This window comes from Duganella hordei (assembly GCF_040369125.1).
Lineage (GTDB): Bacteria > Pseudomonadota > Gammaproteobacteria > Burkholderiales > Burkholderiaceae_D > Rugamonas > Rugamonas hordei.
Genome location: NZ_BPWI01000017.1, coordinates 1 through 19,062 on the forward strand (window position 1 = coordinate 1; position 19,062 = coordinate 19,062).

The 19,062-nt window shown below is 63.8% G+C and carries 18 protein-coding genes and 2 riboswitches; of the genes, 11 read left to right on the plus strand and 7 right to left on the minus strand.

The genetic code is table 11. From position 1 onward, the window contains the following. The first annotated feature begins 327 nt into the window (after positions 1-327). The 3 genes from ABWW33_RS27310 to ABWW33_RS27320 are packed head-to-tail and all read left to right on the plus strand — an operon-like array spanning position 328 to position 1,432. The gene (locus ABWW33_RS27310) at positions 328-813 is read left to right on the plus strand and encodes an ankyrin repeat domain-containing protein (protein WP_353404597.1); all 486 of its coding nucleotides are present in this window, start codon (positions 328-330) and stop codon (positions 811-813) included. Positions 814-821: 8 nt separating this feature from the next. Beyond that, positions 822-1,025 carry a hypothetical protein gene (locus tag ABWW33_RS27315; protein WP_353404598.1) on the plus strand — a complete coding sequence of 68 codons (204 nt, stop codon included), beginning with the start codon at positions 822-824 and terminating at the stop codon, positions 1,023-1,025. Further along, positions 1,022-1,432 carry a hypothetical protein gene (locus ABWW33_RS27320; protein WP_353404599.1) on the plus strand — a complete coding sequence of 137 codons (411 nt, stop codon included), beginning with the start codon at positions 1,022-1,024 and terminating at the stop codon, positions 1,430-1,432. The genes ABWW33_RS27315 and ABWW33_RS27320 overlap by 4 nt, the downstream gene beginning before the upstream one ends. Positions 1,433-1,529: 97 nt before the next feature. Here the strand turns inward: ABWW33_RS27320 and ABWW33_RS27325 are convergent, their stop codons facing one another. Further along, positions 1,530-2,792: an IS110 family RNA-guided transposase gene (locus tag ABWW33_RS27325; RefSeq protein ID WP_353404600.1), complete on the minus strand. Its 1,263-nt coding sequence runs from the start codon at positions 2,790-2,792 to the stop codon at positions 1,530-1,532. 392 nt (positions 2,793-3,184) lie between these two features. Further along, positions 3,185-3,282: riboswitch (glycine riboswitch) on the plus strand. Positions 3,283-3,289: 7 nt separating this feature from the next. Then, positions 3,290-3,392: riboswitch (glycine riboswitch) on the plus strand. Positions 3,393-3,446: 54 nt separating this feature from the next. On the opposite strand from ABWW33_RS27325, the gene ABWW33_RS27330 reads away from it, so the two are divergent. Both ABWW33_RS27330 and ABWW33_RS27335 read left to right on the plus strand, forming a co-directional pair. Next, complete coding sequence (locus ABWW33_RS27330; RefSeq protein WP_353404601.1) at positions 3,447-4,718, plus strand: D-amino acid dehydrogenase; 1,272 nt, start codon at positions 3,447-3,449, stop codon at positions 4,716-4,718. A 41-nt stretch (positions 4,719-4,759) separates the two neighbouring features. Beyond that, positions 4,760-5,680 carry a tetratricopeptide repeat protein gene (locus tag ABWW33_RS27335; RefSeq protein ID WP_353404602.1) on the plus strand — a complete coding sequence of 307 codons (921 nt, stop codon included), beginning with the start codon at positions 4,760-4,762 and terminating at the stop codon, positions 5,678-5,680. A 21-nt stretch (positions 5,681-5,701) separates the two neighbouring features. Here the strand turns inward: ABWW33_RS27335 and ABWW33_RS27340 are convergent, their stop codons facing one another. Beyond that, the gene (locus ABWW33_RS27340; protein ID WP_176651470.1) at positions 5,702-6,673 is read right to left on the minus strand and encodes a LysR family transcriptional regulator; all 972 of its coding nucleotides are present in this window, start codon (positions 6,671-6,673) and stop codon (positions 5,702-5,704) included. Positions 6,674-6,782: 109 nt separating this feature from the next. Here ABWW33_RS27340 and ABWW33_RS27345 point away from each other — a divergent pair, with 109 nt between their 5' ends. Both ABWW33_RS27345 and ABWW33_RS27350 read left to right on the plus strand, forming a co-directional pair. After that, positions 6,783-7,727 (plus strand): MBL fold metallo-hydrolase, encoded by a 945-nt coding sequence (locus ABWW33_RS27345; RefSeq protein ID WP_353404603.1) that lies wholly within the window; start codon positions 6,783-6,785, stop codon positions 7,725-7,727. A gap of 47 nt (positions 7,728-7,774) precedes the next feature. Beyond that, positions 7,775-8,407, plus strand: a complete 633-nt coding sequence (locus ABWW33_RS27350) for a response regulator (RefSeq protein WP_176651472.1) — start codon at positions 7,775-7,777, stop codon at positions 8,405-8,407. On the opposite strand, the gene ABWW33_RS27355 is transcribed toward ABWW33_RS27350, so the two are convergent. The 4 genes from ABWW33_RS27355 to ABWW33_RS27370 all read right to left on the minus strand — a co-directional run bounded on the left by ABWW33_RS27355 (position 8,404) and on the right by ABWW33_RS27370 (position 11,750). Beyond that, a complete protein-coding gene (locus ABWW33_RS27355) occupies positions 8,404-9,060 on the minus strand; it encodes a YoaK family protein (RefSeq protein ID WP_353404604.1) in 657 nt (218 codons plus the stop codon). The two genes, ABWW33_RS27350 and ABWW33_RS27355, sit on opposite strands and share 4 nt — an antisense overlap. After that, positions 9,047-9,457, minus strand: coding sequence for a DoxX family protein (locus tag ABWW33_RS27360; protein WP_176651474.1), 411 nt, complete (start codon positions 9,455-9,457; stop codon positions 9,047-9,049). Before ABWW33_RS27360 ends, ABWW33_RS27355 begins: the two co-directional genes overlap by 14 nt. 113 nt (positions 9,458-9,570) lie before the next feature. Continuing rightward, entirely contained in the window at positions 9,571-11,484 is a 1,914-nt protein-coding gene (locus ABWW33_RS27365; RefSeq protein ID WP_176651475.1) for an amidohydrolase, read from the minus strand. Further along, a complete protein-coding gene (locus ABWW33_RS27370) occupies positions 11,484-11,750 on the minus strand; it encodes a XapX domain-containing protein (protein ID WP_176651476.1) in 267 nt (88 codons plus the stop codon). Before ABWW33_RS27370 ends, ABWW33_RS27365 begins: the two co-directional genes overlap by 1 nt. Before the next feature lie 175 nt (positions 11,751-11,925). Between ABWW33_RS27370 and ABWW33_RS27375 the strand changes: the two genes are divergently transcribed. Further along, positions 11,926-14,952 (plus strand): sensor histidine kinase, encoded by a 3,027-nt coding sequence (locus ABWW33_RS27375; protein ID WP_353404606.1) that lies wholly within the window; start codon positions 11,926-11,928, stop codon positions 14,950-14,952. Here ABWW33_RS27375 and ABWW33_RS27380 read toward each other — a convergent pair. Then, positions 14,949-15,605 (minus strand): response regulator, encoded by a 657-nt coding sequence (locus ABWW33_RS27380; protein ID WP_176651478.1) that lies wholly within the window; start codon positions 15,603-15,605, stop codon positions 14,949-14,951. The two genes, ABWW33_RS27375 and ABWW33_RS27380, sit on opposite strands and share 4 nt — an antisense overlap. A 164-nt stretch (positions 15,606-15,769) precedes the next feature. Here ABWW33_RS27380 and ABWW33_RS27385 point away from each other — a divergent pair, with 164 nt between their 5' ends. The 3 genes from ABWW33_RS27385 (at position 15,770) to ABWW33_RS27395 (ending at position 19,054) form a co-directional block, all read left to right on the plus strand. Then, positions 15,770-16,384: a response regulator transcription factor gene (locus ABWW33_RS27385; protein ID WP_353404607.1), complete on the plus strand. Its 615-nt coding sequence runs from the start codon at positions 15,770-15,772 to the stop codon at positions 16,382-16,384. Positions 16,385-16,437: 53 nt separating this feature from the next. Next, positions 16,438-16,758, plus strand: coding sequence for a hypothetical protein (locus ABWW33_RS27390; RefSeq protein ID WP_353404609.1), 321 nt, complete (start codon positions 16,438-16,440; stop codon positions 16,756-16,758). Between the two features lie 130 nt (positions 16,759-16,888). Further along, the gene (locus ABWW33_RS27395; RefSeq protein WP_353404610.1) at positions 16,889-19,054 is read left to right on the plus strand and encodes a TonB-dependent receptor; all 2,166 of its coding nucleotides are present in this window, start codon (positions 16,889-16,891) and stop codon (positions 19,052-19,054) included. Positions 19,055-19,062 lie beyond the last annotated feature (8 nt).

Here is a 19,062-nt window from a genome sequence, read left to right on the forward strand (position 1 = left end):
GTTTAAACAGTAGAGCAGTCAGTACGTAAAAAGGAGTATCCAACCACGATTGCGAAACATGCCGATGATGGCCAACAGGTCGAACCGGCGCTGGCAGAACCCGACAACGTCCGCGGCCTCCGAGCCCGAAGAAGCAATTGGGAGCCAGCGCGCGAATAGCCCATTATGGTCCTTGCCCGACGACGGGCAATGCAGTTAGAGACCGAATATACGTGAGCAGTCGTACCTGAAAGTCAAAGACGGAATGTTTGCAAACGAGGAGGAGTCCATATACGGCCATTTCCAATTGTCCGTTTTTTTAACGTAATACCGAAGAATCACATCATCATGAGTAAAATCAAGGCCGCGTACGACGCAATTCAGGAAGGACGAATTGAAAGCTTGGAGCAATTTGTGCGTGATGATTCAGCTTTAGTGGACACTCAGACAGCATTCGGTCCTCTATTGCATGTTGCAGCAGGCGCTGGAAATTTGGAGGCTGTAAAACTACTTCTATCCTTTGATGCCAATATTAACGCCAGGGGAGGAACCTTTGGCGGTGATGCCCTAAATTATGCTGCATCAAAGGGCCAGGTAGAAGTCTGCAAATATCTCCTAAGCCAAGGAGCTGAGTTTGACGTAAGTGAGCCGGAGAGAAATGCGCTTTTCAGCGCAATCTATGTTGGTAGTACCGAGCTGACTAAATTGTTCATTGAGCACGGGATTGACTGCACTGTCGCCTATACAGGCCAGTCAATGACAGACATGGATGCGAGAGCATTTGCAATCGAACGCGGACAAAAAGAGGTTTTGACAGTTTTGCTTGCTTATTAAATTGAGTCGTGAAGCCAGCAACCGGCCAGCAGCAGACATGCGAGGAAATCGTGACAGAACAGCAGGCTGAATCTCGCTTCTGGGAGCTTTGGGAGAAAATTGAAAGAGAGGACACGGTTGAAAGCAGCGTGCCTGATCTTGAGCTATCGCTATTGGAGCTCCTGGCTTTTATGAAGTCTCAACTTTGCGTCTTGATTTTGGAAACGATATGAATACGAGTGAGCTGAAGGCGAAATTTGGAACTGAAGCAGAGTTGAATCGACTTTGGCTTTCGCACCTTGAGTGTTATGGAATCCAGATAGGCGTGACGGTTACACCGGGAGGCTCGGAAACGGAAACATTGAAAGCCGCGTGGGGGCTTGTAAGAGACGTCTCGGCTTGGCTATTGAACAATAGCGCGCTACTGCCCGAAAATGAGCGATACGAAATCATAGTTGGATGGAGCTGTTCGGTGCGCCCTCAGCGAGGACAGATATTTAAAACTGGGGGGAGTGCTGAAGAACTTCTTAAAATTGTTGATGCGCCCACCTATGAGAGTGTTATTACAGCCGACCACTCGCCGCTCCGTCAAAATTGGCAAAAAGATGTATCCACGCGCTTCAAGAATATTGGTTCCTAGCTGGATGGACGAATAACTGACAAAGCCCAATCGTGGTTCCGCTACGGCGAATTCATTAATAAATGCGAAGGTCAGCATCACGCCCTGAGGTGCTCCGTCAAGCCGCAGGCGCAGTTGAATTGCCGAGGGCAGAGCCTTTCTGCCGCAGTTTTGCCATGTACCTTGCTTCATCGTAGGGCACGCGGTTCTGCCAGCAACGGAAAAGTATGCGTACCCATTTGAAGGCTAAAGCTCGTACAGTCGCTTGGTAGGAACTTCCCTTGGCACGCTGTTGTCGATAGTAGCTGCCTGCCCAGTCCGACTTGTTGATGGTCTGGCCTGCCCACTCAACAAATGTCTGGCGAACAAAGGTCGGGCACTGCCATCGCCAGTGCACCCAGCTTTTCTTCCCACTTCGCTCAGTCACTGGTGCCACACCTGAGTATTGCTGCAACTCCTTCGCGGAAGCGAATCGTTCGCGTTGCTCGCCAAACGCCACCAGGAGTCGCGGCGCCAGTGTGGGACCTGCTCCTGGCAAGGCCGCGAATAATTCAAAATCCGGCAGGGTTGGGGCCAGACGGGCAATGGCATCGTCGAAGCGTTCGATGGCCTTTAACGCGACTTTGATTTGTTCAATCAACACCAGTGTTTCCAGCAGATGCGGAGCAATGATCGCCACGTCCCGCGTCAATGGTCTCGCGGCGTTAATCGCCGCCATCCTCGCGTCAATTACCGATGCACGTCTGGCGTTATGCTGCTTGAAGAACCTATCGAGAGTTGCTGGGCGCGCGCCCTGAGCTTTTTCCAAGGTCGGCCAACGTGTGATGAAATCACAGAACAAAATGGTGTCATGGTGGTCAAACCATTCCAGAACTTGAGGATAATACTGCTTAAGTGTATTGGTGAGGCGATTGGTAAACCGGGTCTTGTCACCAATGAGTTCGCGGCGCCGTTCGACGAAACTCAGCAGTGCCCGCATTGCCGGACTCTGCGGCTCGATAGGCTTAAAGCGCTCTGGATGACGTAACAATAAATCTAGCGCTAGTTCGGCATCCGTGGGGTCGTCTTTTGCGCGGCTCGGCTTAAACGCCTGACGGTACTTGGCCAGTGTTGCCGGATTAATCGGAAACAATACGAGAAAATCGTACTTTTGCAGCGCGTAGACCAACGGCCCTTTCGTCAGTTCTAGACCGATGGCGATCTTGCCGCCGTAGCGCCGATGCAAGTTGCTAACCCACTCGTCAATGTTCGCAGCCTGGCTTGAAAAGACTCCAAACTCTCGTTGGGTGCTGCCGGCTTCCTGCAAGCAGAAATCATGCTTTGCATCGGCCCAGTCAATGCCTATGTAGACGGTGAAACACGCCTCGTCGAAATGGTTCATCAGACACCTCCGAAGTGCTAGGATGATCAATGGGATCATGCATGCTTGTGCTCTTCGAAGGCAATATAGCGAGCCGGTCGGACGGCAAACCCTGAGTATTCGTTTTCGAACACAAGCGCACCTGCGGAGCCGAAGCTAAAGCGGCGAACATCGGATGTTTGGGGCGGAATATTCGTGGTCCGCAGGTGCATGTCCCGCCTTCCAATCACAACACCATTGATCTTTCTAGTGTTGAGAAAAACGAGACGGACTAACTATAAAGGGGCGGAAGCCGCCTGTCGCCTTTCGTAATCTTTGAGGTCAGATCCCGAGCGGACGGCCTCGCAAAAAATAATCGTTTGACGCCCCCTGCTTTTGTTGTAAGCTACCCCTTTGCAAAATGGCCACGAGCCAACGCAGTATCGGGAGAGCCTGTCCAGGAACCCACCCGCACAGCGCCGAAGGAGCAACCGCCCCGGAAACTCTCAGGCAAAAGGACCGATACCGCATTCAAACTCTGAAGAGCAGCCGGACAGACGTCACCCGGCGCACCGAAGGAGCAAGCAGCGTCGCTACCCACGGTCGTTGTGAATCTCTCAGGTCCAGAACAGAGGGGGTGTCCCTGCGCATGTCGCGCATCGACCATTCCCCTTGACGTGCTGGAGCTTTACCCTCATGAAAACCATAGCTATCATCGGCGGCGGCATCACCGGCGTCACCACCGCTTACGCACTCGCCAAGCGCGGCTTCAAGGTCACGCTGCTGGAACGCCATCGCTACGCGGCGATGGAAACCTCGTTCGCCAACGGCGGCCAGCTGTCCGCCTCCAACGCCGAGGTCTGGAACCACAGCGGCACCATCGTCAAAGGCTTGAAGTGGATGCTGAAGAACGACGCGCCGCTGCTGGTCAATCCCAAGCCCAGCTGGCACAAGCTGTCGTGGTTTGCCGAATTCATCGCCGCCATCCCGCACTACCGCGACAACACCATCGCCACCGCCAAACTGGCCGTGGCCGCGCGCCAGCATCTGTTCAGCTGGGCCGACGAGGAAGGCATAGACTTCGACCTCAAGCGCGAAGGCATCCTGCACATCTACCGCAACCGCGAAGGCTTCGAGCGCGCGGCTGAAGTATCGAAGCTGCTGGCACTGGGCGGCCTGCCGCGCCGCGCCGTCACCCCCGAGGAGATGCGCGCCATCGAGCCGACGCTGGCCGGCCAGTACTACGGCGGCCACTACACCGAAAGCGACAGCTCCGGCGACATCCACAAGTTCACCACCGGCCTGGCCCAGGCCGCGCAGCGCCTCGGCGTCGAGCTGCGCTTCGGCCAGCGCGTGACCGCCATGCATGCCGACGCCACCGGCGCCACTGTCACCGTCGAGCAGGAAGGCGGCGACGACACCAGCCGCTACGACGCGGTGGTGGTCTGCGCCGGCACCGCCAGCCGCGCAATGGCGTCCATGCTGGGCGATCACGTCAACGTCTATCCGGTCAAGGGCTATTCGATCACCGTGCACCTGGACGATGCCGCCAGCCAGGCGGCCGCGCCCAACGTCAGCCTGCTCGACGACGCCACCAAGCTGGTCTGCAGCCGCCTGGGCGAAGACCGCTTCCGCGTGGCCGGTTCGGCCGAATTCAACGGTTTCAACCGCGACATCCGCGCCGACCGCATCGCGCCATTGCTGAACTGGGTGCAGCAATGCTTCCCCGGCGTCAGCACCCGCAACGTGACGCCGTGGGCCGGCCTGCGCCCGATGACGCCGGACCTGATGCCGCGCGTGGGCCGCGGCAAGGCGCCGACAGTGTTCTACAACACAGGCCACGGCCACCTGGGCTGGACCTTGTCGGCCGCCACGGCGGACATTATTGCCGAAACGGTACTGTCCGCCCTGGGCGCTGCCTGCTCCAACGTGGGCCAGCGCACCGCGCAAGCCTTGAAAATGGCGTAAACTGCCATCATCTTGAGCCTGTCCCTACAAGGAGATCTGACATGACGGCAAAATCTATCGCACGTATGACCCTGCTGGCGAGCGCCCTGGCGCTGGCGACGCCGGTGTTTGCGGCCGAGCCTACGATCCACGAGGTCTATGTAGCGGCCGAAGCGGGCAAATACACCGAAGCGCAGGCATTGATGGACCAGGTCCTCAAAGCGCATCCAAACAGCGCCACGGCGCACTTTGTCGAAGCGGAGTTGTTGGCCAAGCAAGGCCAGTTCGCCGCCGCGCAAGGTGAGCTGGCGACGGCTGAACGCCTGGCACCCGGCCTGCCGAAAGTGAATCCAAGCGCGGTGGCCAAGTTGCGCGCACTGCTGGCGGACGGCCAGAAGCCCAAGGCCAATTACAGCCAGCAACAGCCGCGCAACAGCAATGCCGGCTACAGCAGCGGCGGCTATAACAACAGCCCAAGCAGCGGCATGCCATGGGGCACCATCCTGATCCTTGGCGGCGGCCTGCTGGGCTTTATCTGGCTGGCGACGCGCTTCATGTCGCGCCGTAACGCGCAAGCCAACGGTCCTGCCGGCTTTGATCCAAGCGGCCAGGCGCCTGGCTACGCACCCGGCGGCTACCCACCGCAGGGCGGCTATCCGCAGCAGGGTTATGGCCCCGGCTATGGCCAGCCGCAAGGCAGCGGCATGGGTTCGCGCATCATGGGCGGCCTGGCGACCGGCGCCGCGGTTGGCGCGGGTATCGTGGCAGGCGAAGCGATTGCGCGCCAGTTCACCGGCGACCACGGCTCGTCGGGCAACCACGACCAGCCGCGTAACGACATTGTCTACGACGATCCGTCGCGTGATGAACTGCTGCGCCGCGACGACATGGGCGGCAACGACTTCGGCACCAGCGGCGGCTGGGACGATGGCGGCGGCAGCAGTGGCGGCGACAGCGGCGGTGGTGGCGGCGACTGGGATTAATTCACTGAGATTAGGCAGTCCTCACGGGGCGCGGCGCTCGCCCGCCCCGGCAGCCATCATCGCAACATCCCAATACGGCGGATCGCCGAAATACTCCCGTAAATAACGTACGAACAGCTGTGCCTTGGCCTGGTTGGAGCGGCCCGGCAGGTGCACGGCGTGCACCGCCGATTCGCTCGGATCGCGCCGCTGGCGTTCGCCGCCTGGCGCCAGCCGGATCATCGGAAACACCGGCACCAGCTGGCCGGCCACGATCGCGTCGCTGACCAGCCAGTTCGCCAGATGCACGATGCCGCCGCCGGCGATGGCCGCGTGCAGCAGCGAATCCGTATCGTCGCAACGCAAATTGCCCTTGACCGCCAGCGGCTGCCCCTGGTTGACGCCCTCGAACCGCCACCAGCCGCTCGGCATGGTGCGCCCCATGACACTGAGACACTGGTGCTTCAGCAGATCGACCGGAGACTGCGGCCAGCCGTGCCGCTCCAGATAGGCCGGACTGGCGCTGACCACGCGGTGCTGCGTCACCAGCCGCGTCGCCACCAGGCTGCTGTCCGGCAGCACGCCCACCCTGACCGCCACGTCGACACGCTGCGCGCCGAGATCGACGATATCGTCGCTGACGTGAAGCTCCACTTCCATCTTCGGATAGCGCTGCAGAAACTGCGCCACCGCTCCCGCCACATGCAGCCGCCCGAAGGCGGCGGGCGCGGTCACCGTCAGCAGGCCGCGCGGCTCGCTGTCCATCTCCTGCACGGCGGCCTTGCCGTCGGCCAGTTCTGCAAGGATGTTGCGGGCGCGCGGCAGGAAGCGGTTGCCGGCATCGGTCAGTATCACCTGGCGGGAGCCGCGCAACAGCAGGCGCGATCCCAGTTCGGCCTCCAGCGCGTCGAGCTTGCGCGAAACCGAGGACACCGCCATTCCCAGCTCAATGGCGGCGCGCGACAGGCTGCCGCTATCCACCACGGCAACCAGGCAACGCAGGGTATCGATCATGACTTTCCTTTTGCAGATATTGCAAAGACATTTTGCATTAATCCATATTGTGCCATTTTTTGCAAAGCTGCATACTTCATTCCATCAAAACTTCTTAAGGAAAAGAATCATGAAACTGAGCACAATCGCAGCCGCCCTCGCCTTCGTCGCCACAGCCCCAGCCATGGCCGCCGCGCCGATGGCCGGCACCAATGCCCCGGGCTTTTTCCGCATCATGCTGGGCGACTTTGAAGTGACCGCCATCAGCGACGGCACCGTCGACCTGCCGATGAACCAGCTGTTGCAGCAGCCGGCCGCCAAGACCGATCTGGCGCTGAAGAACGCCTACATCGGCAGCCCGACCGAGACCTCCGTCACCGCCTACCTGGTCAACACCGGCGGCAAGCTGGTGCTGATCGACACCGGCGCCGGCGGCCTGTTCGGCCCGACGCTGGGCAAGCTGCTGGCCAACCTGAAAGCTTCAGGCTATCAGCCCGAGCAGGTCGATGAAGTACTGCTGACCCACCTGCATCCGGACCATGTCGGCGGCCTCGCCGCCAACGGCAAGGCGGCCTTCCCCAACGCCGTCGTCCACGCCGACAAGCACGACACCGACTTCTGGCTGAGCCAGGTCAACCTGGACAAGGCGTCCGCCGACAGCAAGGGCTTCTTCCAGGGCGCGATCGCCTCGCTGACGCCGTACGTCGCCACCAAGCACCTGCAACCGTTCAGCGGCGCCGCCGAAGTCACACCCGGCATCCGCGTCGTCACCAGCTACGGCCACACGCCGGGCCACGTCAACTACCTGGTTGAGAGCAAGGGCAAGAAGCTGCTGCTGGTCGGCGACCTGATACACGTGGGTGCCGTGCAATTCGACCATCCGGAAGTGACGATCGGCTTCGACAGCGACCAGAAGACCGCCGCCCTCGCCCGCAAGCAAACCTTCCAGGCCGCAGCCAAGGACGGCACACTGATCGGCGCCACCCACCTGCCGTTCCCGGGGCTGGGCCATGTGCGCGGCGCCGGCCAGGCGTCGTTCCAGTGGGTGCCGGTGAATTACAGCCAGCTGCGCTAGAGTCCACCAGTCAGGCAAGTGTCAGCGAATACCGTCATAATGCGGGGATGAGCACCATTTCATCTCCCATCAACGTCCTTGTAGTAGACGACCATCCCTTGCTGCGCATGGGTTTGGTCGAAGCCATCTCCAGCCAGGCCGACATGCGCGTGGCTGGCGAGGCCGGCAACGGTCGCGACGCGGTCGAGCGCTACGCGGCCCTGCGGCCCGACGTCACCATCATGGATATCGCCATGCCGGAGATGTGCGGCGTCGAGGCGCTGCAGGAAATCCGCCGCGAGCACGCGAACGCGCGCGTCGTCATGCTGACCACCTACAAGGCGGACGCGCAGATCCTGCGCGCCGTGCAAGGCGGCGCCGCAGGATTTTTATTGAAAAGCACCCTGCGCAAGGAATTACTGGACACCATACGCGGCGTGCACCAGGGCCAGCGCCGCATTCCGCCGGAGATCGCGATGGAGCTGGCGCAGCACATGGGTCAGGGTCCGCTGAGCGCGCGCGAGACGGAAGTGTTGAATCATGTCGCCACCGGCCACTCCAACCGCCGCATCGCCGAGCAGTTGTTGATTTCGGAAGAAACGGTGAAGGCGCACATGAAGAACGTGCTGGCCAAGCTGGCCGCCAACGACCGCACGCACGCCGTCACCATCGCCCTCAAGCGCGGCATCATCACGATTTAATCGCTGGCGGTGCTGGCCAGCCATAGCAGGATAGCGCACGGCAGCAGCAGGCCGTTGAAGCCGACCGCGATATAGGCCAGCGCGCCGCTGATGCAGCCGACGCAAAACGCCAGCACCGGCCAGACCAGCTTCTTCAGGCGCGCCCGCGCCTCGGCGTCGCCGCGCAGCGTGTCGACCAGGTCGATGACCAGCTGCGTCACGTTACCAGTCATCACCGTGGTGGCCGCCACCTTCCCCAACAACAGCTTGCCGTAGGTGTTTTGCACCGCCATCGCGCCCGCGCACAGCATGCCGGTCAGCAGCGTCAACGGCGCGGCCGCGTCCAGCATCGGCGACGCCCGCCACGCGCAGACGACGGTGGCCGCCATCAGCGCCAGCTGCAGCAGGAAGCTGTTGCGCAACTGGCGGGCGCCGGAACGCTCCCAGTGCAATATCATCAGCCGCCCGAACGCGACGAACAGGATGAACACCGGGAACACCAGCAGCTTGATCAGCACATCGTGCGACGGCGTCGCCATGGCGCGGCCGATCAGCACGAAGTTGCCCGTCACGTGGGCCGTGAACAGGCCGAACAGGCCGATGAAGCCCAGCGTGTCGACGTAGCCGGCCAGGAAGCCCAGCGCGGCGCTTTGTCTGGAGTCACCGCGTTCCATCTGCGCCTTTCTGCAGGTCGAGCCAGGCCACCAGCAGGAAGGCGCCGGTCAGGCCGAGATGCTCGAAGAAGCTGTTGGCGGCCATGAAGCGCTCCATGCCCGCCATTTCCCAGAAACGATTGGCGACGAAGGTCGCCATCAGTGTGAAGGCGCCGAGGAAGCCGGCGCCCAGCCAGCGGTAAAAGCCGGTCAGTATCATCGCCGAGGCGGCCAGCTCGCCGGCGATCACCAGCGCGGCCATCGGCCCGGCCGGCGACAGGCCGAAGTGCTGCATCTCGCCCACGGCGGCGCCGAAGTCGGTCAGCTTGTTGATGCCGCCCTGCAGGTAGGCCGAGCACAACAGCAGCAGGCAGATCCAGCGTATCCAGGGTGAGGATAGGCGATTCTTCAGATTCATCAGGTATAGCTCCGTGTTAGCACGTCGTTCCCGCGCAGGCGGGAACCCATAGAACGCTGACGAAATATATTCAGCATGGATTCCCGCCTGCGCGGGAATGACGGTAGTGGTGGTTAAACGGCCCAGCAGGCGCAACCCAGCGCGCCCCAGAAGCCCTTCAGGTCGGCGATCGGCAACTTGCTGGTCCAGGCCGTGGCATGCTGGTGGCCGTGGACGTTGCACTGGTGCGCGCAGCCGCAGGCGGCCTGCTGCTGCCGCAATTGCTGTTGCTGCTGCTTGCGCTGCTCCAGCTCCTTCAACGCCGCGCGGTTGTTGCCGATCTGCTCGCCCCAGCCGGCATAGCCGCCGAAGCGCCGCACCGGCGACCAGTCCGGCATCGCCGGCGGCGGCGCCTGGTCGTAGCCGGCGAACTCGCCGGCCGCGTAGACGATCTTGCCGCCTACGATGGTCAGGCGCGACGACATGTCGGCGATCTCGCTTTCGGCACAGGCATAAAAATCCTTGTCCGGCACGATCAGGTCGGCTAGCTGGCCCGCTTCGATGCGGCCCTTCTTGCCGACCTCGTTCGAGAACCAGGTGGTGTTCTCGGTCCACATGCGCAGCGCCGTTTCGCGGTCCAGGCAATTGGCGCGCGGGTACAGCTGCATGCCGCCGACCGTCTTGCCGGTGATCAGCCACGACAGCGACACCCAGGGATTGTACGAAGCCACCCGCGTGGCGTCGGTGCCGGCGGAGACCTTGACGCCGGCCTCCAGTATCTTCTTGACCGGCGGCGTGGCCTCGGCCGCGCCGTGGCCGTAGCGCTCGACGAAGTACTCGCCCTGATAGGCCATGCGGTGCTGCACGGCGACGCCGCCGCCCAGCGCTGCGATGCGGTCGATCGACTGGTCGGAGATCGTCTCGGCGTGGTCGAAGAACCAGTTCAGGCCCGTCAGCGGAATCTCCTGGTTGACGCGCTCGAACACGTCCAGCGCGCGGCTGATGGTCTCGTCGTAGGTCGCGTGCATGCGCCACGGCCAGCGGTTCTGCGCCAGCACGCGGATCACGCCGTCCAGGTCGTCCTCCATATTGCCCGCCATGTCCGGGCGCGGCTGGCGGAAATCCTCGAAGTCGGCCGCCGAGAAGGTCAGCATTTCACCGGCGCCGTTGTGGCGGAAGTAGTCGTCGCCCTGCTGGTACTTGACGGCCTGGGTCCAGTTCAGGAAGTCTTCCTTCTCCTGCTGCGGCTTTTGCGTGAACAGGTTGTAGGCCAGGCGTATCGTCAACTGCCCGGCATCCGACAGCTGCTGGATCACCTGGTAGTCCTCGGGATAATTCTGGAAACCGCCGCCGGCGTCGATGGCGCCGGTCACGCCGAGGCGGTTCAGTTCGCGCATGAAGTGGCGGGTCGAGTTGAGCTGGTATTCCAGCGGCAGCTTGGGTCCCTTGGCCAAGGTCTGGTACAGGATGGCGGCGTTGGGCTTGGCCAGCAGCAGGCCGGTCGGATTGCCGGCGCCGTCGCGCAGGATCTCGCCGCCGTGCGGTTCCGGCGTGTCCTTGGTGTAGCCCACGGCGCGCAGCGCGGCGCCGTTCAACAGCGCGCGGTCGTACAGGTGCAGGATGAACACCGGCGTATCCGGCGCCACGGCGTTCAGCTCGGCGATGGTCGGCAGGCGTTTTTCGGCGAACTGGTGTTCGGTGAAGCCGCCCACCACGCGCACCCACTGCGGCGCCGGCGTGATCGCCACCTGCGCCTTCAGCATGGCCATCGCGTCGGCCAGGCTGCGCACGCCGTCCCAGCGCAGCTCCAGGTTGAAGTTCAGCCCGCCGCGTATGATGTGGCAGTGGTTGTCGATCAGGCCGGGCAGCACGCGCTTGCCTTGCAGGTCGATGACCCTGGTGGCCGGACCGGCCAGCGCCATGATCTCGTTGGCGCGCCCCACGTGGGTGAAGCGGCCGTCCTTGATGGCCACCGCCTCGGCGTGCGGGTTGCCGCGGTCGAGCGTGGTGAACAGCCCCCGGTGCAGGATCAGGTCAGGACTTTCCATTATGCATTCCCCTTGGTTTCATCGGACTTTTGCGCGGCCGGCAGCTGGCCGAAGCAATGCGGCTTGACCTGGTCTTCCAGCCACGACACCTTGGCCGCCTCCGGCCGCCACAGCTGGCGCAACAGCGGCGGCAACTGCTCGCCCACCAGGATGCCCAGCAGGCCGACCAGCGCGATCACCGGCGGCGCCGGCGAACGGACATTCAAAAACCCGTAGATCAATCCGACCAACAGCCCCACCGCCAACGACACAATATACAGTTTCATGGTTCGACTCCTTTAAAGCATAAGAGTACCTTCCAGCCACCGCCGGCGCCCCTCTCTTATTGCAGGGGTATTTCAGCAAAACCTCAGTAAAAATACCGATGGAAGCGTTACCATAAAGTGTTAAACTGCCGGCAAGCCACTGTTACTTAATCTGTAGCTTACCCGGAGCTTCCCCATGTCCGCCCCCTCATTGCTGTGTTCTGTGCTGTGCAGCCTCGCGCTGTGGTCGGCCCAGGCGCAAGCCGAGCCCACGGCCCGGCCACGCCTGCTGGAACAGTACACCCATACCGCATGGGGTGCGATAGAAAACGGCCCGGTCGACGTGCTCGCGCTGGCGCAAGGCGCCGACGGCTGGCTGTGGCTGGCCGCCTCCACCGGCCTGTTCCGCTTTGACGGCAAGCGCTACGAGCGCATGGACAGCGTCGAAGGCCATTCGCTGCTCTCCTCCAACGTCATGGCGCTGTACGCGCCGCCCGAAGGCGGACTGTGGGTCGGCTACCGCATGGGCGGCGGCGTCAGTTATTTCCATCAAGGCCAGGTCCAGCACTACACCGAAAGCCAGGGCCTGCCCGGCGGCACCGTCAGCCACATCGCGCGCGCGCCGGACGGCAGCATCTGGGCCGCCACACGCGACGGGCTGGCGCGCCTCGCCGCCGGCGCCCGCCGCTTCGACGCCATCGGCGCCGCCGCCGGACTGCCGTCGCGCCGCGCGCGCCAGATCCTGTTCGACCGCAGTGGCCGGCAGTGGGTGGCGATGCAGGGCGGCGTCTACAGCCGCGCCGGCGCCGACGCATCGTTCCGGCCGGCCTGGCCGCGCGGCGACCTGGCCAACCTGGTCGAGGCGCCGGACGGCTCCGTGTGGGCCGGCGACACGGTCGACAGTTATTACAAGATGGCGCCCGAGGCGGTGTCCGGCAAGCCGGCGGCCCACCCTGCGCTGCTGGCCAACAACCTGCATTTCGACCGCGATGGCGGCATGTGGCTGTTCCGCACCGGCGGCGTGGAACGGCGCGCCGCCGGCCACCTGAACGAGCCCGGCCAGGTGCTGACGCCGGAGCGCGGCCTGAGCGGCGGCCTGCCGCAAAGCTTTCTGCAGGACCGCGAAGGCAACGTCTGGATAGGCACGGCGGCAGGCGTCGACCGCTTCCGCCGCAACCGCTTGCAGTCGCTGCCGCTGTCCTCCGATTTCGACCACCCGGCCATCGCTCCCGGTCCTGGCGGCGGCGTCTGGGCCGGCGAACGCGTCGGCCCGCTGCGCGCGCTGGCTTCCGACGGCCAGCGCGGCCAGCCATTGAAACAGGCCATCTCCGCGCTCTACCGCGATCCCGACGGCGTGCTCTGGGCCGGCAACCAGAACGAGGTCTGGCGCATGGGCGGAAATGGCCAGCCGGCTGCGCGCTACCCGCTGCCGCCGGAGGCGCAAGGCTACGAAGTGCAGGCCATGGCGCGTGCGCGCGATGGCGGCCTGTGGGTGTCGGTGGTGCGCGCCGGCCTGTACCTGCTGAAGAACGGCGTGTGGACCGGCAACGGCGCGCTCCCCGGCCTGCCCGGGCGCTTCCCGCACGCGCTGGCCAGCGGCGCCGACGGCGTGGTCTGGGCCGGCTACATCCGCAGCCAGATCGCCCGCATCGACGGCCAGCGCGTGACGCTGTTCAACGGCGACCAGGGCCTGGAAACCGGCCCGGTGCTCAGTCTGCACCAGCACGACGGCCAGTTGTGGGCCGGCGGCGAACGCGGCGTGGCCTGGTTCGACGGCAAGCGCTTCACCATGCTGCGCGGGCGCAAGGGCGAGCCGTTCCGCGGCGTGTCCGGCATCGCGCGCACGTCCGGCGGCGAACTGTGGCTGTTCGGCGCCGACGGCTTGAGCCGCATCGATCCGGCCGAACTGGCGCGCTTCAAGCAGAAGCCGGACTACGAAGTCGACTTCGAACGCTTCGACGCCCACGACGGCCTGACCGGCGCCGCCTCGCAGCTACGGCCGATGCCGTCGATGGTGCAGTCGGACGACGGCCTGCTGTGGCTGGCCACCGCCAACCAGATCAGCTGGATCGATCCGTCCCACATCGCCCGCAACCGCGTGCCGCCGCCGGTGATGGTGCTGGGCGTGGCCGTCGGCGACCGGCATTACGCGCCGCTGCCCGGACTGGTGCTGCCGAAGTCCGCCAACAGCCTGCGCATCGACTTCACGGCGCTGAGCCTGAGCATTCCCGAGCGGGTGCGCTTCCGCTACCGGCTCGACGGCGTCGATCTCGACTGGCAGGACCCCGGCACCCGCCGCCAGGCCTTCTACACCAACCTGGAAGCGGGCAGCTACCGCTTCCGCGTGATGGCCGCCAACGAGGACGGTGTCTGGAACGAGCGCGAGGCCGGCCTCGATTTCACGATCCCGCCGACATTCGCGCAGACCGCGTGGTTCAAGGCGCTGTGCGCGCTGGTGCTGGTGGTGGTGCTGTCGCTGCTGTACCGGCTGCGCGTGCGCCAGGTCACGCGCCAGCTGCAGCAGCGCATCGAAGCCCGCGCCGACGAGCGCGAACGCATCGCCCGCGCATTGCACGACACCTTCCTGCAAAGCGTGCAAGGCCTGATGCTGCGCTTCCAGACGCTGCTCAAGCGCCTGCCGTCCGACGGCGAGGCGCGCCCGCTGGCGGAAAAAATCCTCAACCAGGCCGACCAGGTGCTGATCGAGGGCCGCAACCAGGTCAGCGGCCTGCGCAGCCTGCACCGGTACGCGGCCGACTTGCAGCGCATGTTCGGCGAGCTGGGACAATCGCTGCGCGAGGAACACGCGGCCGGCTTCGCGCTGATCGTCACCGGCCAGCCGGCCAGGCTGCACGAGGCGGCCGGCGAGCATTTGTACGGCATCGGCCGCGAAGCGCTGCTCAACGCCTTCCGCCACGCCGACGCGGAACGCATCGAACTGGAACTGGGATACGGCGACGACGAATTGACGCTGCAGGTGCGCGACAACGGTGGCGGCATGGACCCGCAGGTGCTGCGGACTGGCGCGCGTCCCGGCCACTGGGGCCTGACCGGCATGCGCGAACGCGCCGCCCAGATCGGCGCGGAACTGGAGTTGTGGAGCCAGCCCGGCATGGGTACGGCGGTGCGGCTGAAGGCGCCGGCGGCCCGGGTCTACAGCCACAAACGCCGCCCCGGCGCACTGCGCCGCGTGCAGGAGTGGCTGTCGAAGGACGCCGCTTAAAACCCCAGGCCGCAGGCGTGCAAATCGATGATGCCGCGTTCGATCGCCATCGTCACCGCGTGGGTGCGGTCGCTGGCGTTCAGCTTGGCCAGGATGCTCTTCATGTGCACCTTGACCGTCTCTTCCGAAATCGACAGGTGCATGCCGATGCGCTTGTTGCTCTGGCCTCCGGCCACCAGCTGCAGCACCTCGGTTTCCCGCTTGCTCAGGGAGCTCTCGTGCCAATGCTCGGCGATGCCGCTGGCCACCACCGCCGGGATGCTGCGGCGGCCTTCATGCACGCAGCGCACCGTCGCCAGCAACTCCTTGCGCAGCATGCTTTTCAGCAGATAACCGGCGGCACCGGCGGCGATCGCGCGCTGGGCCAGCACGTCGCCCTCGTAGGTGGTCAGCACCACGATGCGGGCATTGGGAAATTCCTTGCGGATGGCGATAGTGGCATCGATACCATTCATGTCCGGCATCTGGATGTCCATCAAGGTCACATCGGGCAGCAGCTGGCGATAGCAGTCGATGGCCTGGCGGCCATTGGTGGCCTCGGCCACCAGGCGCATGTCGTCTTCGTCGGCGATGACGCTGGCGATGCCCTCGCGGAACATTGGATGATCGTCAACGCTCAGTACAGTGATCGGCGTGGTTTGGGCCGTGTTCATGGCGCTCTCAAAAAATCTTGCTCGGAGGCGCCAGCATGACACAAACGCATGCTTTCTGCCATACCCCCATCTAGGTAGTGGACAGCCCCCGTATCGGGGCGTGGCAACGGCGGCGGAAAAGATTAATCTTCTGTACAGCATAGCCAATCTTCGGGAGGAACCAGATGCAATTCGATACCAGGACACGCGTGCAGATCGCCCACTGCGACGCCATCGTCAGCGCCGGCCTGGCCGCGCTGTTGGGCGACAACGCCGACATGCAGGTGGTGCACGACATCGCGCAGGCCGACGTCCTCATACTCGACCACAGGGGCGCGCTGGAACACATGCGCCGCTGCGCCGACGCGCCGCACCAGGAGCACCGCGCCCGCGTGCTGATCGTCACCCAGCTCGAACGCGAATGGGAAGTGCGCACCGCGATGATGGCGGGGGTGCACGGCTACCTGCTGCAAAGCTGCCCGGCCGACCAGTTGCTGGCGGCGGTGCGCACGCTGAGCCGCGGCATGCGCTACCTGAGCGCGGACCTGAGCCGCTGCGTGGCCGACAGCTTCACCCGCATCGGCCTGACCAACCGCGAAACCGACGTGCTGCAGCTGCTGGCGCAAGGCCAGTGCAACAAGTCGATCGCGCGCGAACTGGGCATCGGCGTCGGCACCGTCAAGACCCACGTCAAAGGCCTGTTCGACAAGCTTGGCGCGACGGCGCGCACCCACGCGGTGGTGCTGGCCACGCGGCGCGGCCTGGTGGGCGACGGCGCCGCCAGCCAGCATATGGCCTAGTTCAAAACAATAGTCGTTGGCGAATTGTGCAGAAGCCCTGTAAAATCAGGGTTATGCACGCACATACACTCTCCGTAGGCACCCAACGTCACAAGACGCGCATCCAGCGCGTCCTGATGTTGTTCGTGCTGGTGTTCCTGGCGCTGCAACTGTTCGGGGCGAGTTCGCACAAGCACGCCTATACCGACAGCCAGAACGATTGCGCAGCCTGCGTGATCGCCCACTTGCCTACCGGCGGCACGCCGCCGGCGCTGGTGGTGGCTCCGGTGGCGCAGCTGGTCAGCGTGCCCGTCCCCGTCCTGCAGCGCTCCGTCCGCGCTCTCCGGACCGACTTCCTTACTCCGCCCTCCCACGCGCCGCCCGGCGTTGCCTGATTCCCTGCTGATTCGATTTCTCTCGTAACGTTTTTTTAAAACGCTTTTTACGTGGTGTTTTCGCGCGCCTGTACGACACGATCGTACCGGCCGGCGGCTCGTCACGTCCCGAACATTTCAAGGATTTACCATGCAACGCACTCCACAACTCCGCACCCTGCCGCTGCTGATCGCCGGCGCCTTCTACGCCCACCACGCGGTCGCCGACGACGCAACCGCAGCCGCCGCAGCCACCGCCGACGGCAGCCCGATGCAGCAAGTGGAAGTCACCGCCGCTCATTTGAAGAACGCCCGCATCGACCTGTCGCCCAACATCGGCACCACGGTGTATTCGATCGACCGCCACATGATCGACCAGCTGGGCCAGGGCGACAGCACGCCGTTCAACGAAGTGCTGCTGCGCCTGCCGGGCGTGAGCCAGGATTCCAAGGGCTCCGGCTCGATCCACGTGCGCGACGACCACGCCAACGTGCAGTACCGCGTGAACGGCGTGCAGCTGCCGGAAAGTATCACCGGCTTCGGCCAGTCGATCGACACCCGCTTCGTCCAGCAGATCGACTTCGTCACCGGCGCGCTGCCGGCGCAATACGGCCTGCGCACTTCCGGCATCGTCGACATCCAGACCAAGGAAGGCACGACCAAGCCGGGCGGCCGCATCGGCGTGCTGGTGGGCAGCCATGACTATGTCGAGCCAAGCGCGGAATTCTTCGGCACGCAAGGCTCGTTCAACTACTACCTGTCCGGCAGCTACGTGTCGAACGCGCTCGGCATCGAGAACCCGCTGCCGACCCGCAGCGCGCTGCACGACCGCACCAAGCAAAGCAAATCCTTCGGCGCGCTGTCCTGGTTCCTCGACGATCAGACCCGCCTGGGCCTGATGTTCGGCACCTACAACGGCCGCTTCCAGATTCCGAACAATCCGGACCAGGCTCCGGGCTTCTCGCTGACCGGCCAGAGCGACGCCGACGCCGGCACCAGCAAGCTGGCCTCGTCGCAACTGGACGAGCGCCAGCGCGAAGTGAACCGCTTCCTCGTGCTGTCGCTGCAAAAAAGCGTGGGCGACCTGAATTACCAGGTCTCGGCCTTCCACCAGTATTCGGAACTGCACTACACGCCGGATCCGGTGGGAGACCTGGTCTACAACGGCGTCGCCTCGGACACGCTGCGTTCCAACTCGTCGAGCGGCCTGCAGTTCGACACCAGCTATAAACTCAACGACAGCCACACCGTGCGCGCCGGCCTGGCCTATTCGCGCCAGAACACCCACAGCGACAACTCGGTGGCCGTGTTCGACACCGACGGCAGCGGCGCGCAGGCCAGCACCGATCCGCGCACCATCATCGACAACAGCAGCAAGACCGGCAAGCTGTCCAGCTTCTACCTGCAGGACGAATGGCATATCGCCGCGCCGCTGACGCTGAACTACGGCGTGCGCTTCGACAAGGTCTCGGCCTTCGTCGACGAACAGCAATGGAGCCCGCGCGTCAACCTGGCTTACCAGGTGGCCAAGGGGACGGCGCTGCACGCCGGCTATTCGCGCTACTTCACGCCACCACCGCAGGAACTGGCCGCGCAATCGAGCATCGACAAATACGCCAACACCACCAACGCGCCGGAAGTGGCGGTATCGGACAACGTCAAGGCCGAGCGCACCAATTACTACGACGTCGGCGTGAGCCACCAGTTCAACGAACAGCTGACCGTGACGGCGGATGCCTACTATAAAAAGATCCGCAACATGCTGGACGAAGGCCAGTTCGGCCAGGCGCTGATACTGTCGCCGTTCAACTACGACCGCGGCTACGCCAAGGGATTGGAACTGTCGGCCGTGTACAACCGCAGCAACTGGGGCGGCTTCCTCAACCTGACCACGCAGCAGGCCAAGGGCCAGAACATCATCTCCGGCCAGTCGCTGTTTGCGCCGGATGAACTGGCCTACATCGCCAACCACTACATCTACGTCGACCACGACCAGACCTACACGGTGTCCGGCGGCGCCCACTACCATCTGGGCGACACGCAGCTGAGCGGCGATTTCCTGTACGGCAGCGGCCTGCGCCTGACGCCGGACGGCGGCGCGCCGAATTCCGGCACCCTGCCGCACTACACCACCGTCAACCTGTCCCTGACGCACAACTGGAAGAATACCGCCGTGGGGAATATCGAAGGCCGCCTGGCGCTGGTCAACGTCTTCGACAAATCCTACCTGCTGCGCGACGGTTCCGGCGTAGGCGTGGGCGCGCCGCAATACGGTGCTCGCCGCACGCTTTACGCTGGAATCTCGACCAGTTTCTAACCAGGCCG